Origin of the sequence: Vreelandella sedimenti, from assembly GCF_013416325.1 — a bacterium.
Classification (GTDB): domain Bacteria; phylum Pseudomonadota; class Gammaproteobacteria; order Pseudomonadales; family Halomonadaceae; genus Vreelandella; species Vreelandella sedimenti.
In genome coordinates this window covers 86,683-106,390 of the sequence record NZ_JACCGK010000004.1, presented here as the reverse complement: position 1 = coordinate 106,390, position 19,708 = coordinate 86,683, and the positions used below count along the sequence as shown (strand labels likewise).

Below are 19,708 nucleotides of genomic sequence, written 5' to 3'. Positions count from 1 at the left end.
TTCCATGAGTCATCAAGAACATGTTCTAGGCATCGATATCGGCACTGGCAGCGCCCGAGCAGGCATTTTCACGCCGGATGGCGTGATGCTTGCCGAAGCGAAAACACCGATTGCGATGCATCGCCCTGCCGAGCACCACGTGGAGCAAAGCTCAACGGATATCTGGCGCGCGGTATGCAGCGCGACCCAGCGCGCCCGCGAGGCTGCCGGTGTGACGTCCGATTCCATCACCAGTATGTCGGTGAGCGCCACTTGCTCGTTGGTGCTCCTTGATAAGCAGGATAAGCCGCTAGCGCTCTCACCGGGCGATGAGGCGTGGAATATCATTGTGTGGATGGATCACCGGGCAACCGCAGAAGCCGCTGAGTGCACGGCTACCCAGGCAGCACCGCTGCGCAACCTGGGTGGCGTCATGTCTCCAGAGATGCAGATGCCTAAGCTCATGTGGTTGAAGCGGCACCGGCCCGAGCTCTATGTAAAGATCGGCTACGCTGGCGATCTAGGCGATTGGCTGGGCTTTAAATGCACCGGCTCTCTTGAACGCTCGGTCTGCATGCTCTCCTGCAAGTGGACGTTTGACCCACGCCCTGGCCATGGCTGGGATCGCGACTTTCTAAACCAGATCGATATGCAGGATGTACTCGAGTGCGCCCGCCTACCCGAACAAGCCCTTCCAGTGGGCGTAGCACTTGGGCAGTTGACCGAAGAAGCCGCCGATGACTTGGGACTGACGACTCGGTGTACCTTCGCAGTGGGCATGATTGATGCCTATGCCGGTGCGCTTGGCACACTAGGCAGAAGCCTCGCTGATGCTCCCGAGCGCCGGCTTGCCGTGATTGGCGGCACCTCCACCTGCCATATCGGCGCCCAGCCCGAACGGCGCGAGGTACCCGGTGTGTGGGGCCCCTATCCAGGGGCACTATGCGATGGTTTTGTCGCCAACGAAGGTGGGCAAAGCATTACCGGAGCCCTTCTAGATCACCTGGCGGCACTATTTTCAGCCAGCAGTGAATTCGGCGACGATCTTCACGGCGCGTTATCAGACCTTCTACTCGAGCGCTTGGCATCCGGCGACCCAGCTCCTGACACCCATGTTTGTCCTGACTTCATTGGCAACCGCTCGCCCTTGGCGGATCCGGAAATTCGCGGCACCATCACGGGATTGACCCTTGATACGCCTTGCGAGAACTTCATCAAGGTCTATTGGGCGGCAGCCACCTCGCTAGTTTACGGCACCCGCGCCATCATAGAGCGTATGAATGCCCATGGTTATGCCATCGATACCCTGCACCTCAGCGGAGGGCATGGACGTTCAGCACTGCTGCGCAAGCTCTATGCCGACGGTACCGGTTGTCGGGTTGTGCTGGCGGATGCGCCGGAACCCGTACTACTTGGGGTAGCCGTGGCGGCCCTGGCTGCTCAGGCCAATTGTGAGGTGCTCAGCGTTGCCAATGGCCTCGCCCCAGGCGAACAAACATTAGAGCCCGACCAGGCAATGCAGGCGCTGCACACTGCGCGTTATGCCGCTTTCAAGAAACTTTACGAAGGGCGTCTCGACTGACACAGCCAACCTGTTTCAAGACGCTAGCTGGACGTTAAGCCAATCAGCGCACTCTCAGACGTGTACAATGGAGGGCTTTTACTAGTTGAGCGTTTATTGAGAGGTACTATTTGTGAGCAGTGCTAAGCGTCCTGATGTTGTGCGCCCCAGCGGTCGCGAAGCCGACCAGCTCCGTGATATTCGCCTGACCCGCGATTACACCCGCCATGCGGAAGGTTCTGTACTGGTGGAGTTTGGCGATACCAAAGTGCTGTGTAATGCCAGTGTAGAGGCCGGTGTGCCGCGCTGGCTGCGCGGCAAGAATCAGGGTTGGGTCACCGCTGAGTACGGCATGCTGCCCCGCGCCACTCACACCCGCAGTGGCCGTGAAGCGACCCGCGGCAAGCAAGGCGGCCGCACACTGGAAATCCAGCGCTTGATTGGCCGCAGCCTGCGCGCCGCGGTGAATTTGAAGAAGTTGGGTGAGTTCACCATCACCGTGGATTGCGATGTGATCCAGGCCGATGGCGGTACCCGTACCGCGGCGATTACCGGTGGCTGCGTAGCGCTGATCGATGCGATCCGCTACCTGCAGCGCGAGAAGAAGATCAAAGCAGACCCCTTCAAGCAGTTGGTGAGCGCAATCTCCGTGGGCATTTATAAAGGTGTGCCGGTGCTGGATCTGGACTACCCGGAAGACAGCAAAGCCGATACCGACCTAAACGTAGTGATGACCGAAAGCGGCGGACTCATCGAAGTGCAGGGCACCGCCGAGGCGAGCCCGTTCAACCGCGCCGAGCTAAATGCCATGCTCGATTTGGCCGAGAAAGCGGGCGACGAACTACGCGACCATCAGCGCGAAGCGCTGGGTGTTCGTGGGTAATGAAGGTGAGATGTGAGGAGTAAGGCGTAAAAAACAACAGGCCAGCATTTAGCTGGCCTGTTGTTTGTCACCCCGGCTAATCAGCAAGGGTGACAGGCGACGCGGGAAAAGTTCGTTGCCTAGCGCTTAGAGCGCCAGGTCGTACTCAACGATTAGCGGTGCGAACTCGGAGAAGGTCGCATCGTAATCGATCCACGCGTCGACCACGTGGCGGCGGAAGTTGGGGCCGACTAACTGATAGTCGATCCGCCAGCCTTCCTGGCGCTCACGGGGCACGTCTTGGTCAAGCTTCGGCCACCAGGTATATTCCCCTGCATCGCGGTTAATTTCGCGGAAGGTGTCGATAAACCCGGTGGGGCCAAGCACCTGATCCATCCAGGCGCGCTCTTCCGGGCGGAAGCCTGAGGTCAGTTGATTATCCGACCAGTTAGCCAAATCGACGGTTTTATGGGCAATATGCCAAGTACCGCAGAGGATGTATTCGCGGCGTTTGCGCGACATCTTCGTCAGGTACTCTTGATACTGCTCCATAAACGCCTGTTTGGCTTTTTGGTCACTTCCGTCAGGCATCAGGAAGGAGACGATACTGAAGCGTTCATAATCCGCCTGCAGAAAACGCCCTTCATGATCACACTGTGGAAACCCAAGGCCATACATAATCGCCTTGGGAATTTTGCGGCAATAGAGTGCCACACCGGAGAAACCGTCCTCTTCGGCATCCAGGAAATAGCCTTCATAGCCTTCCGGATACAGAATGTGGTCACCCAGTTCAAAACTTTTTGCCTTGATGTTCTGCACGCAGACCACGTCGACATCCTGCTGAGCCAGCCAGTCCAGGAAGCCACGATCGACGGCATCACGAATACCATTGACATTGATGCTGGCAATTTTCATAAATCGTCCCTTTTGCGTCGCTGCTGTATGATACCCGACGTTTAGACGTTTGGGTAAAGGCAGCTAGTAAAACTTGCCATTTACCCCACTTTTATTGTTGCTTTCGTACTGATTTAAACCTACCGCCTAGTGAGGAATGCCGTGGCCACCACTCTACAACCCTACCAGCGCGATTTCATTGCCTTTGCCATTGAGCAAGGCGTGCTTAAGTTTGGCGAGTTTACGCTTAAATCTGGCCGCGTTAGCCCCTACTTTTTCAACGCTGGGCTGTTTCAAACTGGGCGCGCGCTGGCCAAGCTCGGGCGTTTTTACGCCCAGGCGATTGTCGATAGCGGCTTAAACGCCGATGTGCTGTTTGGCCCGGCGTACAAAGGTATCCCACTGGCGGCAGTCACCGCGGCAGCATTGGCCGATCATCACGACCGAGATATGCCCTACGCCTTCAACCGCAAAGAGGCTAAAACCCACGGCGAAGGCGGCAATATCGTGGGCGCACCGCTTGCGGGCGATATTTTGATCATTGATGACGTGATTACCGCGGGCACCGCGATTCGTGAAGTGATGAGCCTGATCGAACAGAGCGGTGCCCACGCCGCCGGGGTAATTATCGCACTCGACCGTCAAGAGCGCGGCCAGGGCGAGCAGAGCGCGATTCAGGAAGTGCAGGCTCAGTACGGTATGCCAGTGGTTAGTATCGTCACCCTGGAGCAAGTGCTCACTTACCTTGAAGAGCATGCCGGTGGGGAAATGGTCGCCTACGCTGAAGCGATCAGGGCTTATCGTGACCGCTATGGGATTACGAGCTGATTAGACTTGCAGCGCGCCAGCGAACCCTTGCTGGCGCCACGCTTCGTAGCTCACAATAGCCACGGCGTTGGAAAGATTCAGGCTACGGTTGTTGGGCTGCATGGGCAGGCGCAATTTATGCTCCGAAGTTAGCGCTTCATGCACCTGGGGTGAGAGCCCAGCGGTTTCAGAGCCAAACAGCAGTACATCGCCTGGGGCAAAGTCCGCATCGCTGTAGATGCGCGTGCCTTTGGTAGTGATCGCCCAGATGCGCCGCCCCTGCATGGTTTGCTGAAAGGCGCTAAAATCGGCGTGACGAGTGACGTTGTCGAGGTCGCGGTAATCCAGCCCGGCGCGACGCAGCTTTTTCTCTTCTAGGTCGAAGCCAAGCGGCTCAATCAGGTGTAATCGGCAGCCATTGTTGGCCACCAAGCGCATGATATTGCCAGTATTGGGCGCCATACGCGGTTCAAAAAGCGCTACTTCAAACATCTCCACCTGCCTGTTTATTATGCATTCGCCAAGCGGACGATTGTACTTGAAACCGTACTTGAAACCGTACTTGAAATCGTAATCGAAACTGTACTTGAAACCGCCTGCAACTCTCGTAGAGGACGACCGACGCCATGACGCCTGCAACGCCCAAGAGCATTCTTAGCCGCATCAAAGGGCTAAACCCGCGCCAGCAGGAAGCCGTGCGCTACATTGATGGCCCTTGCCTGGTGTTGGCGGGTGCAGGTTCCGGTAAAACCAGCGTTATCACCACTAAAATTGCCTATTTGGTGCAAGAGTGTGGGATGAGCGCGCGCAGGATCGCCGCGGTGACCTTTACCAATAAAGCCGCCCGAGAGATGAAAGAGCGTGTGGGCCAGATGCTCCACGGCAAAGAGGGCCACGGGCTGACGGTCTCTACCTTTCACACCCTGGGGCTGAATATTATCCGTGGTGAGCTTAAAACCCTGGGCTATAAACCGGGCTTTTCGCTATTTGACCCGGAAGACGCCAAAGCACTGCTGCGCGATTTGATGAATAAAGATGCTCAGGTGGACGCCGAGCAGATCAATGCCGTGCAGAGCAAAATTTCCACCTGGAAGAACGACTTGGTTCTGCCCAGCGATGCGCTCTCGTTTGCGGCTGATGACGATGAACAGTTTGCCGCCCGAGTATACGAAGCTTACGTACGCCACCTTAAAGCCTACAACGCGGTCGATTTTGACGATCTGATTCTGCTGCCGGTGGTACTACTGCAACGTGACCCTGAAGCGCTGGAGCGTTGGCGGCGCAAAATCCACTACATGCTGGTCGATGAGTACCAGGACACCAACGTCTCCCAGTACCTGCTGGTGAAACTGCTCATGGCGGAGCGCTCCACGTTCACCGTGGTGGGTGATGATGATCAGTCGATCTACGCCTGGCGCGGCGCACGCCCTGAAAACCTGATTACCCTGGGTGAAGATTTCCCGCGTCTGAAAGTGATCAAATTGGAGCAAAACTACCGCTCTACCGCCACGATACTGCGCGCCGCCAACACACTGATCGCCAATAACCCCCACGTTTACGAGAAGACGCTATGGTCCGATATGGGCGACGGCGCACCTATTCGAGTAATCGTGAATCGCCATGAAGAGGCGGAGTCTGAGCGGGTCGCCAGCGAAATGCTCACCCGGCGTATCAAGGAAAAGGCCGAGTGGCGGGACTTTGCGGTGCTTTATCGGGGGAATTTCCAGGCCCGCTTGTTAGAGCTTAAACTCCAGCACTACCAAATTCCTTACAAGCTCTCCGGTGGTACGTCGTTTTTCTCGCGCAACGAGATTAAAGACACCATGGCTTACCTGCGCCTGTTGATTAATCCCGCCGACGATAACGCCTTTTTACGCATCGTGAACGTACCGCGCCGCGAAGTAGGCCCAGGCACGGTAGAGAAACTCGCCAACTACGCGACGGAGCGCTCAATTTCGTTGTTCGCCGCCTGCCATGAGCTTGGGTTGGAGCAAGTATTGCCGACCCGAGCAGTGGAGCGGCTGTCGCGCTTTACCTACTTTATCGACGGCGTGCGCAAGCGCATGGATCAAGGCGATGCCATTGCCGCCATTCGCGACATGCTGCGAGATATGGATTACGAAGCCTGGCTATATCAAAACGCCAGCGCGCCCACCGTCGCCGAACGCCGCATGGCCAACGTGTGGATTCTAATCGACCAGTTGGAAAAATCACTCAACCGCGACCCAGAGGACGATACCGATTCCACCGAGACCGAAACCGACGGCGTAGAAGCGGCTATTTCACGTTTGGTACTGCGCGATATTCTGGAGCAGCAGGCGGAAGAGGATGACTCGGATAGAGTGCAGCTACTCACCATGCACGCTTCTAAAGGCCTGGAATTCCCCCACGTCTATTTAATGGGCTTAGAGGAGGATCTGCTACCCCACCGCAACGCCATCGAAGTAGGCACCGTGGAGGAGGAGCGGCGGCTGGCCTATGTGGGCATTACCCGGGCGCGGCGCACGCTAACGTTGACACTTGCCCGCCAGCGCAAAGCCTACGGTGAACTGATGGATTGTGCGCCTAGCCGCTTTTTAGACGAGCTGCCCGGGGAGGATTTGGAGTGGGAAGGTCGTGCCGATAAAGAGGATCCGGATAAGAAACAGGCCCGTGGCAAAGACGCTATTGCCGGGCTGCGTTCGCTGCTGGGGTGATAAAGCGGGAGTTATAAAACTAGGGCTTTTAAATAAAGAATATCCACAGGGCGGCGATTCAAACACCCTGTGGATAAATTTACCAAGCTAAATCATTGCTGCTTACTTTACTGGGCTTCAGCCATTAAATAATCGACAACGGCCATCACTTCTTCATCGGAAAGGTTGGGGTTGCCGCCTTTGGCTGGCATAGCGCCGATACCGTTAATGGCGCTGGCGTAGAGCTCATCAGCCCCCTTCTCTAAACGCGCCGCCCAAGCTTCTGAATCGCCTGTGGTCGGTGCGCCAGCAACGCCGTTATCGTGACATGCCACACAGCCAGAGCTTGCGTAGAGGGCTTCACCGTCTAAATCGCTACCGCCGCTCGCTTCTTCAGATGCGGCCGCGTCTTCCTCACTTGCTGCATCGTCATTAGCAGCCATCTCTTCTTCAGTTGCCGCTTCTTCACCTTCCGCAGCTTCCTCTTCGGATGCAGCTTCGTCGCCACCGCCTAATTCAGGCACGTCCATAACGGGCTCGACCATATAGGCAGTCGCCGCTTCCATCTCCGCATCAGAAAGGTTGGGGTTGCCACCGCGAGCAGGCATAGCACCAATACCGTTAATCGAGTGTTCTAGCAGCGTGGCGAAACCTTGTTCGGTACGTTCAGCCCAAGCCTCTTCATCGCCACGGATAGGTGCGCCTGCAGCACCCGATTCGTGACAAGCGCTACACACATTGCCATAGATGCCCTCGCCATCGACATCACCGCCACTGCTGCTATCGCTAGGAGGTGCCGCTGCGGTACCACAGTCTTGGCCTTGTAAACAGAGTTGACCCACCGGCGCCAAACGCTCGGCAATCGCATCACGTGCGGCGTCATCTTGGGCATAAACACTGGATGTGCCCGCCATGAAGCCGAGGGCCGCCAGCCCGCTCATGATCAGCTTAGCTTTCACTCTCACCACCTCTTGAGTATTGTCATCAAACTTTTATCCTCAACCCCTGTGCGTGGCAGCGCCAATATTGACGGTGCGCAGCTGAGACGCCAAGACGTGCATATAGGACTAGTATAACGGCAACGCAAAGCGCAAGAAAATGCTACTAAGAGCGCCTATTCAACCGTTGACGACTATTGGCAGCTTAATTTGGCAAACCCTTCCTCTCACCACTGCCTTTCCAGGCGAATAAACGTTGCTGCGCATAGCGTATGAAACCCGCCTGCTGGTAAAGCCGTTTAGCCGGTAAATTGACATCATCTACCGCCAGCATGACCTCCTGCACGCCAGCCTGTTGGGCAAGCTCGAGGCCTTTATTTAACAACGAGCGCCCCAAGCCTTTACCACGCCAATTCGGTGTTATTCCCATTAACATTAGCTCCCAGCGGCCTAGCGCAGGGCGCGGCGCAAGCAATAGCACACCCACCACGGCTTCGTGATAGCCCACAGCGTACCAGTGCTGTGGCGCTTGGGGGTCCTGCTGATAAAACCCATTCAATAACTCTTCCACTGAGAGTACGTCGCGCAAGGGTCGGCTATCCAGCGAATCTTGCCCCACTGCGGCCAGCAGGCTCAGCTGTTCCGCCAAAGAAAACTCGCAAAGCGGCTGCAGTAAAAGCGGCAGCGTTTCATTCATCGCTAAGCGGTAGCGGCTACTGCCGGTTAAATGCTCCAAGCAAGCCAAACGCTGCATGCCATGCTCACGTAACAGTGCTTCTGATACGGGCGCCTGGGGTGACAGCTCTAAGTGGCACAAGCGAATATTGTGGGCTTTTACCCATGCATTGGCCGCACGCAATAGCGCGCTAGTATGCACACCCTGCTCGCTGGGCAATTGCTTGGGTAACCATAGCTGCGCCATATTCATGGGCAGCGGTTGTACCCAGATGGCGCTCATTAACTGGCCTGCCTTAATAGTTATCCATAGCCCATCCCACTGGGCATCTGGCTGATTGTACATTGCCTTCACAGCCGCGCTCAGTGCCGCTTGCTGTTCAGGGTCATGAGCAGCAGCCAACTGCAGCAGTGCCTCGCGCCGCCGGGAGGGTGGGCACTGCACGGTCTGAAGAGGCGTTACCTGCGCGGAGGTCATCGATGCGTTACCTGTCCATTGCTCGGTCAAACCGGGGATAAATATTTACCCAGCTTAAGTTTTCGTTAAGTTATCCCGCCCAGAGTGTCGGAAAACACGATGGAGATTATCCGATGGCTCGCCTACGTTCACTCCCCACTGCGCGGACAAGGCTGAATTGGCACGAGGCCCTTAATTGGCAGGAGCAAGCGGCGCTTCAGCAACTGATTCAGCAACGCTTCGCCCAGCAGCACAGCGCTCATATCCAGCATTTCCTGCCGCGCCTGTTTGGGCTGTGGCAAGCGGAACAGCCGCAAGCGGCAGTGGGATTGCGCCTTGCCAGCAGCGGACCGCTCTTTCTGGAGCGCTACCTGGATGGCAAGGCCGAACAGGTTATTAACCATGGGTTTCAGCAGACACTTGCCCGCCGGGATATTGCCGAAATAGGCAACTTGGCTAGCCTGCGCCCTGGCTTGCAGCGCCAACTGTTTATTTACCTGGCCCATCAATTGGCGGCTGATGGCATCGCCTGGCTACTGTTTACCGCCACTCCCGAGGTTGCCAACGGCTTGCGCCGTCTAGGGTTGTCCCCACAGCCTATCACCCCTGCCGACCCTAACCGACTGGGCGAAGAGTCGCATCTCTGGGGGCGCTATTACCAGCATCGCCCATGGGTCATGGCAGGCGATCTACGCAGCGCCATGCAGACGCTTCAAGCGCAGCCCATCCTGGCTGAAATGGGTGCGGCCGAGGTGATGCATGCACGACTTGCCTAATGCGCTGATGGCACGCCTCGACCACCACGCCAACCATGCTCCCCAGCGTACCGCACTTAGCGATGGCGAACAGCGTCTCTCGTATACCGCGGTCATTCAACACATCGCTCAGCGACGCCAACGGCTACGCACGGCTGGCGCACGACGCGTTGCACTGGCGCTGGATAATGGGCTGGAGTGGGCCCTATGGGACCTGGCCCTGATGATGGAAGTGTGTGTCGCGGTGCCTATTCCTGACTTCTTCAGCGATCGGCAGCGCCGCCATATCGTTGAGCAGGCAGGACTGGACAGTTGGATTGGCCACGGTGGCGAGGCCTACGGCTTTCAGACCATCGGTGATGCGGTTATCACACAGCGCCAGATCGAACTGCCACCCGAGTTACCTACGGGCACCACGCGGATCACATTTACTTCCGGTACCAGCGGCTCCCCCAGGGGTGTGTGCCTGGATAATGCTGCGCTGCTAACTGTAACCGAGAGCTTGGCGGCGGTGGTCGAACCGCTCGCCATACGCCGCCACCTGGCCATGCTGCCGCTCGCGACCCTGCTGGAAAACATCGGCGGGCTCTATCTACCACTGTGGTTAGGTGCGTGCAGCGTGCTGCCCAGCTTGACCATGCTGGGCTGGCAGGGCGCCAGCAGTTTCAGCGCTCCTCTCGCCCTGGAATCTATCGCCCGCTACCGGCCGCACAGCATGATTCTGGTGCCACAGTTGCTGCAGGCATTGGTTAGCCATGCTCCGACCTCCCCTCATAGCCTGCGCTTTGTCGCGGTGGGCGGGGCACCGGTAGCCACCACCCTGCTCACCCGTGCCCAGGGTGGCGGTTGGCCGGTGTTTGAAGGCTACGGTTTGTCGGAGTGCTCCTCGGTGGTGTGCCTTAATCGTCCCGGAGAGCCAGTCTGCGGCGTTGGCCGACCACTGCCCCATGCCCAGGTACGTATTGATCAAGACGGCCAGCTACACGTGAGTGGTGCCCTGATGTTGGGCTATCTCGGTGAGCCTCCCAGCGGCGATTGGCACGCCACCGGAGATACCGGCCAGTGGCAGGGCGATACCATCATCCTCAATGGTCGTCAGCGGGAAGTGTTCATTACGGCCTATGGCCGAAACGTCAATCCCCAGTGGGTAGAGGGCGAGCTCTGCACCCAGCCTGCCATTGCCCAGGCCATGGTATACGGCGAGGCCCTGCCTGCTAACCGGGCGCTGATCGTACCCGCCGCGGCCCAGCTGACCGATACCCAGATCGACGCTGCCATCCAGGCAGTAAACCTCACGCTGCCCGACTACGCCCAGGTACATGAGTGGCAGCGTGTGTCTCCCTTTACCCCCAATAACCAGCAAGTTACAGCCAATGGCCGCCTGCGTCGCGAGACCTTGCTAGCTGCTTATGGCCACTGGCTAACGGCCGCGTCGACTCACTCACAAGAAGGAGCACTATCATGACCGCTTACCAACAGCTGCAAGACGCTACCCAGGGAGCACGCACCTGGCTCCTGACGACACCCATCGTCAACCGTGCCTTGTCGGGCCGTGTCACTCTGGAGGAGTATCTTGCTTTTCTCGGCCAGGCCTATCATCACGTCCGTTTTACTGTGCCGCTAATGATGGCCTGCGGCGCACGGCTACCCGACCGACTCGACTGGCTGCGCACCGCGCTGGTGGAGTACATCGAAGAGGAGCACGGCCACGAGCAGTGGATTCTGGACGATATCCGCGCTGCGGGCGGTGATGCTGAGGCCGTAGCCGTTGCCACGCCAGACCCGGCCACGCGATTGATGGTAGCCTGGATTCGTGACGCAGTCGAGCACGGCAATCCGGTGGCGTTCTTCGGCATGGTACAGGTACTGGAAGGCACCAGCACAGCACTTGCCACCCAGGCCGCCGAGCACCTCCAGGCCAGCCTGTCGCTGCCTAACAGCGCCGTGCGCTACCTTACCTCCCACGGCAGCCTGGATATTGGTCATCTGGCCTTTTTTGAAGAGCAGATAAATCAGCTAGGAGATGATGATCTCGCCGTGGTAATTGATAGCGCCAACATGTTCTATCACCTGTATGGCGCGATGTTTAGAGGTATAGAAGCGCATTGCTCAGGCCGCAGTGCGGTGGAGGAACTTAGCCATGCACTGGCCTAGCAAGCGAGTTTTTCCTGGCGGGTGGGCGGAACAGCGAGTACTGATCACCGGCGCCAGCGGCGGCATCGGTTATGCTCTTGCTGAAGCCTTAGCCCAACGCGGCGCGCAGTTGCTGGTCAGTGGGCGGAAGCAAGAGGTGCTGGTCACTCTGGCCGACCGTTTTCCCGACCGTATCACGGCCGTTAGCGCCGATTTGACCAACGCAGACGACCGTAGTCGCCTGATCGATGCAGCCCGGATAGCGGGCTGCAATATGCTGATTAATGCCGCCGGCAGCAATCAGCAGGGCTTCTTCGATTCCACCAGCGACAGTGATATCGAACAACTGGTAGCGATTAACCTGACTGCCACGCTGCAGTTGACTCGCGCGTTGCTTCCTCAACTGATGGCCTGTTCCCAGGCGACGATTATCACCATTGGCTCGACCCTTGGGCGACTGGGTTATCCAGGCCAGGTAACCTACTGCGCGACCAAGTTCGCGCTGCGCGGTTTTAGCCAGGCGTTGCGCCGTGAGCTGGCCGATACCCGCGTGCGCGTCATGTATGTCGCCCCCAGGGCAACCCGCACTGCCATGAACTCACCGCAAACCGAGGCGCTCAATGCAGCGCTGGGCAATACCGTCGACTCTCCTGACGCCGTCGCCCTGGCTATTATCAGCGCCGTGGAAAAGCAGCGCGAGGAGTTGCAGATCGGGCTGCCGGAACGCTTTTTTACCCGCCTCAATACGCTATGGCCAGGCGCTGTTGACCGGGCCCTGTTACGCCAACTGCCCGTCATTCGCCGGTTCGTTGCCACCAAGGAGTCTTCCTCATGATCATGCCAGCTTTCAAAACGCTGCGTACTACGCTACTGGCTAGTGTCATTGGCTTGGCAAGCCTTCAGGGGGTCGCCAGTGAGGGCGACAGCGCGGCGGCCGCCGCATCGCTTGCCGAGTTACAGCAGCGTTGGGCGGAAATTAACTATACGCTGCCACCAGGCGAACAGGCGGCAGCCTTCAGCCGCTTGGGTGACCAAGCTGAACAGCTTGTCGAACGCTACCCGGACGCCGCCGAGCTGCATATCTGGGTCGGCATTATCCGCTCAACAGAAGCAGGTGCCAGCGGCGGGCTGGGCGCGCTGGGGCTGGTAAAACAGGCTAAAAAGGAGCTTGAAACCGCGCTGGAATTGAACCCACTGGCGCTTGATGGTTCGGCCTATACCAGTCTGGGCGCGCTCTATTATCAGGTTCCCGGCTGGCCACTCGGCTTTGGCGATGAACAAAAAGCCGAGTGGCATTTGCAAAGAGCCCTTGCGATTAACCCCGAAGGGATCGACAGTCTCTACTTCTGGGGCGACTATTTACATGAGCAGGGTCGCGATGCAGAAGCACGCCAAGCGCTGGAACGCGCCTTGATGGCAGCGCCCCGGCTAGGTCGCGAACTGGCGGACAGTGGCCGCCGTGACGACATCCGTCAATTGATGTCAGAACTTCAATAGGAAGGAGCCCTATGCGCATTTTGCTGGTAGAGGATGACCCAAGCCTAGCCTCGGGTATCCGCTTGGCCTTGAAGCCCGAGCACTACACCGTGGATCATCTGAGCGACGGAGCTACCGCGCTGAATGCGCTAAAAGAGGGAGAACCCTTTGATGCAGTGATTCTCGACCTGGGGCTGCCGCGTATGGATGGTATGACGGTATTGAACGCTGTCAGGCGACACGGCAGCCAGGTGCCCATTCTGGTACTGACTGCCCGCGATGCGGTGGATGACCGCATCGCGGGGCTAGACGCGGGCGCCGATGACTATTTAACCAAACCTTTCGAAGTGGCGGAGCTGAAAGCCCGACTACGCGCCTTGCTAAGGCGTAGCCAGGGCCAAGTCAGCAGTATATTGAGCTGTCGTGGCATTCGTCTGGATCCCCATACCTTAACCGTTAGCTTTCAGGGGCAAGATGTAAGTTTATCGCGACGCGAACTCACGCTGTTGCAAGAGTTTATGAGCCACCCTGGCCGAGTATTTACCCGTGATACTTTAGCCCGGCTGGTCTACGGCTGGGATGAAGATGTGGAGAGCAATGCCATTGAGGTTCATATCCATCATTTACGCCGCAAGCTGTTCACCGAGGTCATTCGCACGGTGCGTGGCATTGGCTATGTCATGGATAAGCCGTCAAAGGATGACGTATGACCTCAATTAGACAACGTACCCTGGGGCTATCGCTACTGGTATTTGGCCTAAGCATGCTGGTAATCGGCTTTGTCAGCTACCGTTATGCCGCCCATGAAATAGAAGAGCTGTACGATGCCAGCTTAGCCCAGAATGCACGTCTGCTAGAAGGTTTGTTACAGGCGCCGCTGCCTGATACCAATCGCAATGTGTTAATTAACAGCTTAGAGAGCGCATTACAGCGCGCTCGCGACTCTGACAAACGCTTTGCGGGCCACCGCTACGAAAGCAAATTAGCCTTCCAACTGTGGGAAGACGATCGCCTACTGCTGCGCTCTGCGAGCGCTCCTGAAACGCCCCTTGCTCAACAGCCCATCGGCTACTCAACGCTTACCGTGGGGGTGCACGATTGGCGAGTGTATGTCCTTGAGGTGCCGGGCTCATCAAATCGTGTGGTAGTGAGCGAGCGCGAAGACGTTCGCGGGGAGCTGATCAGGGCGGTAGCATTGCGCACGCTACTGCCTGACCTGATTGGCCTGCCGCTACTCACCGCCCTGCTGTGGTGGTCGATTGGCTGGGGCTTGGTACCGCTGTCGCGCATGGCCGAGCAAATTCGCAATCGTGATCCGCATAATTTACAGCCTCTCACCCTCAGCCCACTGCCCCAGGAACTAGATACTATCGCCGGTGCACTCAACCGGCTGTTAGAGCGAATCCGCATAATGCGCGTGCGCGAAAAACGCTTTATTGCCGATGCCGCCCATGAATTACGTACACCCTTAGCAGTGCTTGATCTACACGCCCAAAATGCCCTGACTGCCGACAATATTGAAGATCGTCAGGAGGCGCTCAATCACCTTCGTGGCGGCGTTGCACGGGCCACGCGCTTGGTTACCCAACTCTTAACGCTGGCTCGCCTGGAGCCTGAAGAGGAGTCGCAGCCTGAATACCGCACTAGCCAGTTGCTTAGTGAAGTGCGTGAGACCCTGGCCAAGCTTTCGCCGCTGGCCGCCGAGCGCGAACAGCAGCTACTGTTAAATGCAGATGAGCAGGCAGATTGGTCGATATTAGAAGAGCCCGGTGCCATTGAAACCCTGGTACAGAATCTGGTCGGTAATGCCATCCAACACTCGCCTAACCAAAGTGTCATCAGCATCACCCTAGCGACGACGCCACATTGCTTTCAATTGACGGTGGATGACCAGGGGCCGGGGATACCGATTAATGAACGCAAAAAAGTGATTGAGCGTTTTCAACGCGCAGGCCCCAGCGCTGGTTCAGGATTAGGACTTTCCATCGTTGAGCGGCTGATCAAACGCCACGGCGGCACCCTTCAGCTTGATAGTGCTCCCAGTGGGGGATTGCGTGTGCGTATTGTTTTACAGCGACTAAAAGAGGAGTAACACTCTCTTTGCTTCCTAAGCTGAGTTTTATGGGTCTCTTAAGGTTGCGATAAGAATTGCGTGCAACTGTGGAGTTGCAAGGCGAGCCAGATACCCACGGCTCTCCCCTTTTCTCCACATGGAGGTACCCTGATGAACCAAGTGACATTTTCACCTAAGCCCTTAATTCAACTAGGCTCAGCACCACTGCTAGCCAAGCCAGCTGCGCAGCGGCTACTGCCTACTAGCCCAGCGATGACGGTACTGACTGACTTTTCCCAAGTCATGCCTCAATCCGTTGATGCCGACACGCCCATCGACGAGGCGCACCTTAAGATGCGTTATAGCGGCGTAAGACTACTGTTCGTGATGGATCACCAAGCGCACTGCATCGGCATTATTAACTCAAAAGAAGTGATTGGCACCCGGCGTATCAACATCGCCATGCAGCAGCGTAATCTCAGCCGCGAAGAAGTGACCGCTGAAATGATCATGACCCCTTGGCACAAGCTTAGCGCCATGCCCATCGCCCAGTTGGCATCACTGACAATTGAGGATCTGGTGCTGTCAATGGAAGCCGTGACTGATCAACACCTGTTAATCACTGAGCAAAACGATGACCACCACATTAGAATTCGCGGCCTTATCTCAGCCAGCGATATACAGAGTGCGGTGGGGAAAGAGATCAACCCGGTGCCTATGGCAAAAAGCTTCGCTGATATTTGCCAAGTCATTACCGGCCATGACCTGTAACACGTCGCCGCTGATCATCTTTAAGTTAATCACCTTTAATTCCTGAATCCAGAGACAACAACGCCCTTCACCGATTCCTCGATGAAGGGCGTTTCACGTTTTAACGCACCTTAGAACAAAGCGGCATTGATCCAAAGATGCGTCGCAATGCTGGCGGCATAGCCCAGCAATATTGCCGGTACCCAGCGAAGGTGTACGGCAAAGGTATAAATACCTCGCGCCTGGCCCATAAGGGCGACTCCCGCGGCAGAGCCCATAGAGAGCAAACTACCCCCCACGCCTGCGGTTAAGGTAATCAACAGCCAATTACCCTCCGTCATATCCGGGGCCATGGAAAGTACCGCGAACATCACCGGGATGTTGTCCACGACTGCCGAGATAAGCCCCAGCACCACGTTCGCCCACACCGGGTTCCAACTGCCGTAGAGCGTTTCGGAAAGCAGGCTGAGATAGCCCATAAAGCCAAGGCCACCCACGCACATCACCACCCCATAGAAGAACAGCAGCGTATCCCACTCGGAACGGGCGATACGGCTGAAAATATCGAAGGGTACCACGCTTCCCAGCTGCTCCAGCTTCTTCCAATCGCCCCGGCGGGAATAGCGTTCACGCTTGCGTTCAAGCGAACGCGGCAGGCTGCGGCGCAGGTAGTAACCAAAGAACTGCAGTAGGCCTAAACCAAACATCATGCCCATGGCAGGCGGTAAGTAGAGGATAGAATGGCACAGAACCGAGATGGCCACGGTAATCAAAAACAGTACGATAATTCGCCGCGCGCCGCGCTTGAGCCAAACATTCTCTTTAAGCGAGGCTGGCTGGCGATTAACGATGAAGAAATTCATGATAACCGCAGGTACCATGAAATTAACCACCGCGGGAAGCAGCAGCGCGAAGAATCCTTCAAACGGCACTTGGCCCGCCTGCCACACCATCAGTGTGGTGATGTCGCCAAATGGGCTAAAGGCACCGCCCGCGTTGGAAGCCACTACTACGTTGACACAGCAAAGGCCGATAAACTTATTATCTCCCTCGGCCACTTTGAGTACCACGGCGCACATCAGCATGGCGGTGGTCATATTGTTGGCGATCGCCGAAATACCGAATGCCATGACACCGGTAATCCAGAACAAGGAGCGATAGCTGAAGCCTTTACGCACTAGCCAAGAACGTAGCGCATCAAATACCCGACGCTCTTCCATGGCATTGATATAGGTCATTGCCACCAGCAAAAACAGCAATAGCTCAGCGTATTCAAGTAGTGTTTCACGGAAGGCGGTTTCCGCCTCTTCCGGCATCCCCGCTTGTACATAGACCCAGGCCACTAGCGCCCAGATAAGCCCTGCCGCAACCAGCACCGGCTTAGACTTACGCATATGCAGTAGCTCTTCACTCATCACCAACGCATAGGCGAGCACGAAGATCACGACAGAAGAGATACCGGCAAGCGAAAGAGTAAGATCTAGGGGCCCGGCGGCGGCATAAGAGAGAGAAGGAAAGACAAAAAGCGTGCAGGCGAGCAACAACCAAGTGACCCGGCTAGCATAATGCCGGGTTACGTGGACGTTTGGTGGTTTCATGGCGATATTATCCAATCAGAAGGGAAAAAGACCGCCACGATCATAAGCACCCTAATGACATGCTGCAACGCAACGGTTGCGCATAAGATGCGACTTATTGCCGCATCTTGTAAAGCGTTTTTATTGGCTTAACTAAATATAAAGTCTGAGGTCTAAATCACTCCACCGTCACGCTTTTAGCCAGGTTACGGGGCTGGTCTACATCGGTGCCTTTGAGTACGGCCACGTGGTAGCTCAATAGCTGTAGCGGCAGGGTATACAGTAGCGGCGCCAGCGCTTCGTGCACGTGTGGCAGGGTCAGCACACGTATATCTTCCTGGGCGTCGATACCCACGCTTTCATCAGCGAACACAAACAGTTGACCGCCGCGGGCACGGACTTCCTGAAGGTTGGATTTTAGCTTTTCAAGCAGGTCATCGTTGGGGGCGACCGAGATTACTGGCATTTCGCTGTCCACCAGCGCCAGCGGGCCATGCTTTAACTCCCCTGCTGGATACGCCTCGGCATGAATATAGGAAATTTCTTTGAGCTTTAACGCCCCTTCAAGGGCAATCGGATAGTGAGCCCCGCGCCCCAAGAAGAGTGCATGATGTTTCTCTGCAAACGCTTGGGAAAGTATTTCGATCTGGCTATCCAACGCCAGCACCCGCTGACACACCTCCGGCAACGTGCGCAGCGCAGCGATTATATCCGGATACTCAACCTGATTTTTGGCTTTACTGACCGAAAGCGTCAGCAGCATTAACGCCACTAACTGGGTGGTAAAGGCTTTGGTGGAGGCCACGCCAATTTCAGGGCCCGCGCGGGTCATAAGGGTAATGTCTGACTCACGCACCAGCGAACTACCGGGCACGTTACAAATCGCCAGCGAGCCCACATAGTTGAGGGTTTTAGCAAAACGTAACGCGGCCAGGGTGTCGGCGGTTTCGCCGGACTGGGAGAGGGTGACAAACAGCGTGCCTTCGGGCACGACCGGGTGGCGGTAGCGATATTCAGAGGCCACCTCGACCTGCACCGGCACCCCCGCATAGCGCTCCAACCAATAACGCGCCACCAGCCCCGCATGGTAGCTGGTGCCGCAGGCAATGATATGCACGTGGCGAGTGCGCTGGAAAAGCGCCAGCGCATCGGGGCCAAAGCTCTCTATTAACACGCTTTGAGCGCTCAGCCGCCCCTCTAGTGCCGCCTCAATCACCGTTGGCTGCTCGAAAATCTCTTTGAGCATATAGTGGCGGTAATCGCCCTTACTGGCCGCGCCATCGCCGTGCTCAAAGGTATGAATAGGGCGCTCGACGTCGTTACCGTGGCGATCCACTATGCGAATGGCCCCTTGAACGCGCAGCTCAACCAAATCGCCCTCTTCCAGGTAAATAAAGCGATCGGTAACCGGCAGCAGTGCCAGCGGGTCAGAGGCTAAAAAGGCCTCATTAATCCCCACACCGACCACCAGCGGGCTACCCTGGCGTGCGCCAACCACGACTCCAGGCTCTTTAACGCTCATTACCCCCAAGGCGTAGGCGCCGCCTAAGCCGTTAACGATCTGCTGGGTAGCATCAAACAGGGTGAGCCCATCAGCCAGCTTTTCGGAGAGTAAGTGAGCAATTACTTCGGTATCGGTTTCTGAGCTAAACGCATAGCCACTGCGCTGGAGGCTCTCTTTTATAGCCTCGTAGTTCTCAATGATCCCGTTATGCACAACGGCAACCTGATCGCTACTGTGGTGCGGGTGCGCATTGGCCTCAGAGGGTTTACCGTGGGTTGCCCAGCGGGTATGCGCGATACCCGAAAAACCCGGCAGTGCGGCCGCATCCAATTGGGCGGTAAGCGCCGCCACTTTTCCAAGCGCACGATGGCGGGTTAATACACCGTCGTTGAACACCGTCATACCGGCTGAATCGTAGCCGCGGTATTCCAGGCGTTTTAGTCCTTCTAATAGAATTTCTTGGACGTTGCGCTGGGCAACGGCGGCCACAATGCCACACATAGTGATTCTCCTAGGTTTGAACCAGAGCGCTTCAAAAGCGACTCAACCAGTCCGCAGAACTGTAAAACGACGACTAATGATTATGAATACGGCTTTTTAATGATTCTTAGC

General features: G+C 56.8%; 18 protein-coding genes. 12 read left to right on the top strand and 6 right to left on the bottom strand.

Translation table 11 applies throughout. The annotated features are described in order from the left end of the window. Window positions 1–4 precede the first annotated feature (4 nt). Both HZU72_RS05410 and rph read left to right on the top strand, forming a co-directional pair. Window positions 5–1,561 (top strand): FGGY family pentulose kinase, encoded by a 1,557-nt coding sequence (locus tag HZU72_RS05410; RefSeq protein ID WP_180090890.1) that lies wholly within the window; start codon window positions 5–7, stop codon window positions 1,559–1,561. Window positions 1,562–1,700: 139 nt separating this feature from the next. Further along, entirely contained in the window at window positions 1,701–2,423 is a 723-nt protein-coding gene (rph, locus tag HZU72_RS05405; RefSeq protein WP_180091028.1) for a ribonuclease PH, read from the top strand. 126 nt (window positions 2,424–2,549) lie between these two features. On the opposite strand, the gene HZU72_RS05400 is transcribed toward rph, so the two are convergent. Next, complete coding sequence (locus tag HZU72_RS05400; RefSeq protein WP_009286323.1) at window positions 2,550–3,317, bottom strand: exodeoxyribonuclease III; 768 nt, start codon at window positions 3,315–3,317, stop codon at window positions 2,550–2,552. 141 nt (window positions 3,318–3,458) lie between these two features. Between HZU72_RS05400 and pyrE the strand changes: the two genes are divergently transcribed. After that, complete coding sequence (pyrE, locus tag HZU72_RS05395) at window positions 3,459–4,124, top strand: orotate phosphoribosyltransferase (protein WP_180090889.1); 666 nt, start codon at window positions 3,459–3,461, stop codon at window positions 4,122–4,124. Here pyrE and HZU72_RS05390 read toward each other — a convergent pair whose 3' ends face one another. Continuing rightward, the gene (locus HZU72_RS05390; RefSeq protein WP_180090888.1) at window positions 4,125–4,595 is read right to left on the bottom strand and encodes a tRNA (cytidine(34)-2'-O)-methyltransferase; all 471 of its coding nucleotides are present in this window, start codon (window positions 4,593–4,595) and stop codon (window positions 4,125–4,127) included. A gap of 134 nt (window positions 4,596–4,729) precedes the next feature. Here HZU72_RS05390 and rep point away from each other — a divergent pair, with 134 nt between their 5' ends. Further along, complete coding sequence (rep, locus tag HZU72_RS05385; protein WP_180090887.1) at window positions 4,730–6,799, top strand: DNA helicase Rep; 2,070 nt, start codon at window positions 4,730–4,732, stop codon at window positions 6,797–6,799. Between the two features lie 107 nt (window positions 6,800–6,906). On the opposite strand, the gene HZU72_RS05380 is transcribed toward rep, so the two are convergent. Together HZU72_RS05380 and HZU72_RS05375 are read right to left on the bottom strand one after the other, a co-directional pair. After that, a complete protein-coding gene (locus HZU72_RS05380) occupies window positions 6,907–7,737 on the bottom strand; it encodes a c-type cytochrome (RefSeq protein WP_180090886.1) in 831 nt (276 codons plus the stop codon). Between the two features lie 184 nt (window positions 7,738–7,921). Further along, window positions 7,922–8,869 (bottom strand): GNAT family N-acetyltransferase, encoded by a 948-nt coding sequence (locus tag HZU72_RS05375; RefSeq protein ID WP_180090885.1) that lies wholly within the window; start codon window positions 8,867–8,869, stop codon window positions 7,922–7,924. A 113-nt stretch (window positions 8,870–8,982) separates the two neighbouring features. Between HZU72_RS05375 and HZU72_RS05370 the strand changes: the two genes are divergently transcribed. The 8 genes from HZU72_RS05370 (at window position 8,983) to HZU72_RS05335 (ending at window position 16,036) form a co-directional block, all read left to right on the top strand. Continuing rightward, complete coding sequence (locus tag HZU72_RS05370; RefSeq protein ID WP_180090884.1) at window positions 8,983–9,624, top strand: thermostable hemolysin; 642 nt, start codon at window positions 8,983–8,985, stop codon at window positions 9,622–9,624. Beyond that, complete coding sequence (locus tag HZU72_RS05365; protein WP_180090883.1) at window positions 9,608–11,068, top strand: AMP-binding protein; 1,461 nt, start codon at window positions 9,608–9,610, stop codon at window positions 11,066–11,068. The genes HZU72_RS05370 and HZU72_RS05365 overlap by 17 nt, the downstream gene beginning before the upstream one ends. Beyond that, complete coding sequence (locus tag HZU72_RS05360) at window positions 11,065–11,757, top strand: iron-containing redox enzyme family protein (protein ID WP_180090882.1); 693 nt, start codon at window positions 11,065–11,067, stop codon at window positions 11,755–11,757. The genes HZU72_RS05365 and HZU72_RS05360 overlap by 4 nt, the downstream gene beginning before the upstream one ends. Further along, window positions 11,744–12,571, top strand: a complete 828-nt coding sequence (locus HZU72_RS05355; RefSeq protein WP_180090881.1) for an SDR family oxidoreductase — start codon at window positions 11,744–11,746, stop codon at window positions 12,569–12,571. The genes HZU72_RS05360 and HZU72_RS05355 overlap by 14 nt, the downstream gene beginning before the upstream one ends. Continuing rightward, window positions 12,568–13,233, top strand: a complete 666-nt coding sequence (locus tag HZU72_RS05350) for a tetratricopeptide repeat protein (RefSeq protein WP_180090880.1) — start codon at window positions 12,568–12,570, stop codon at window positions 13,231–13,233. The genes HZU72_RS05355 and HZU72_RS05350 overlap by 4 nt, the downstream gene beginning before the upstream one ends. A gap of 11 nt (window positions 13,234–13,244) precedes the next feature. After that, window positions 13,245–13,922 carry a response regulator transcription factor gene (locus tag HZU72_RS05345; protein ID WP_180090879.1) on the top strand — a complete coding sequence of 226 codons (678 nt, stop codon included), beginning with the start codon at window positions 13,245–13,247 and terminating at the stop codon, window positions 13,920–13,922. After that, complete coding sequence (locus tag HZU72_RS05340) at window positions 13,919–15,304, top strand: ATP-binding protein (protein ID WP_180090878.1); 1,386 nt, start codon at window positions 13,919–13,921, stop codon at window positions 15,302–15,304. The genes HZU72_RS05345 and HZU72_RS05340 overlap by 4 nt, the downstream gene beginning before the upstream one ends. A 132-nt stretch (window positions 15,305–15,436) precedes the next feature. Continuing rightward, window positions 15,437–16,036: a CBS domain-containing protein gene (locus tag HZU72_RS05335; RefSeq protein ID WP_180090877.1), complete on the top strand. Its 600-nt coding sequence runs from the start codon at window positions 15,437–15,439 to the stop codon at window positions 16,034–16,036. Window positions 16,037–16,146: 110 nt separating this feature from the next. On the opposite strand, the gene nhaD is transcribed toward HZU72_RS05335, so the two are convergent. Then, window positions 16,147–17,613 carry a sodium:proton antiporter NhaD gene (gene nhaD, locus HZU72_RS05330; RefSeq protein ID WP_180090876.1) on the bottom strand — a complete coding sequence of 489 codons (1,467 nt, stop codon included), beginning with the start codon at window positions 17,611–17,613 and terminating at the stop codon, window positions 16,147–16,149. A gap of 157 nt (window positions 17,614–17,770) precedes the next feature. Further along, a complete protein-coding gene (glmS, locus tag HZU72_RS05325) occupies window positions 17,771–19,597 on the bottom strand; it encodes a glutamine--fructose-6-phosphate transaminase (isomerizing) (RefSeq protein ID WP_180090875.1) in 1,827 nt (608 codons plus the stop codon). Window positions 19,598–19,708: the final 111 nt, after the last annotated feature.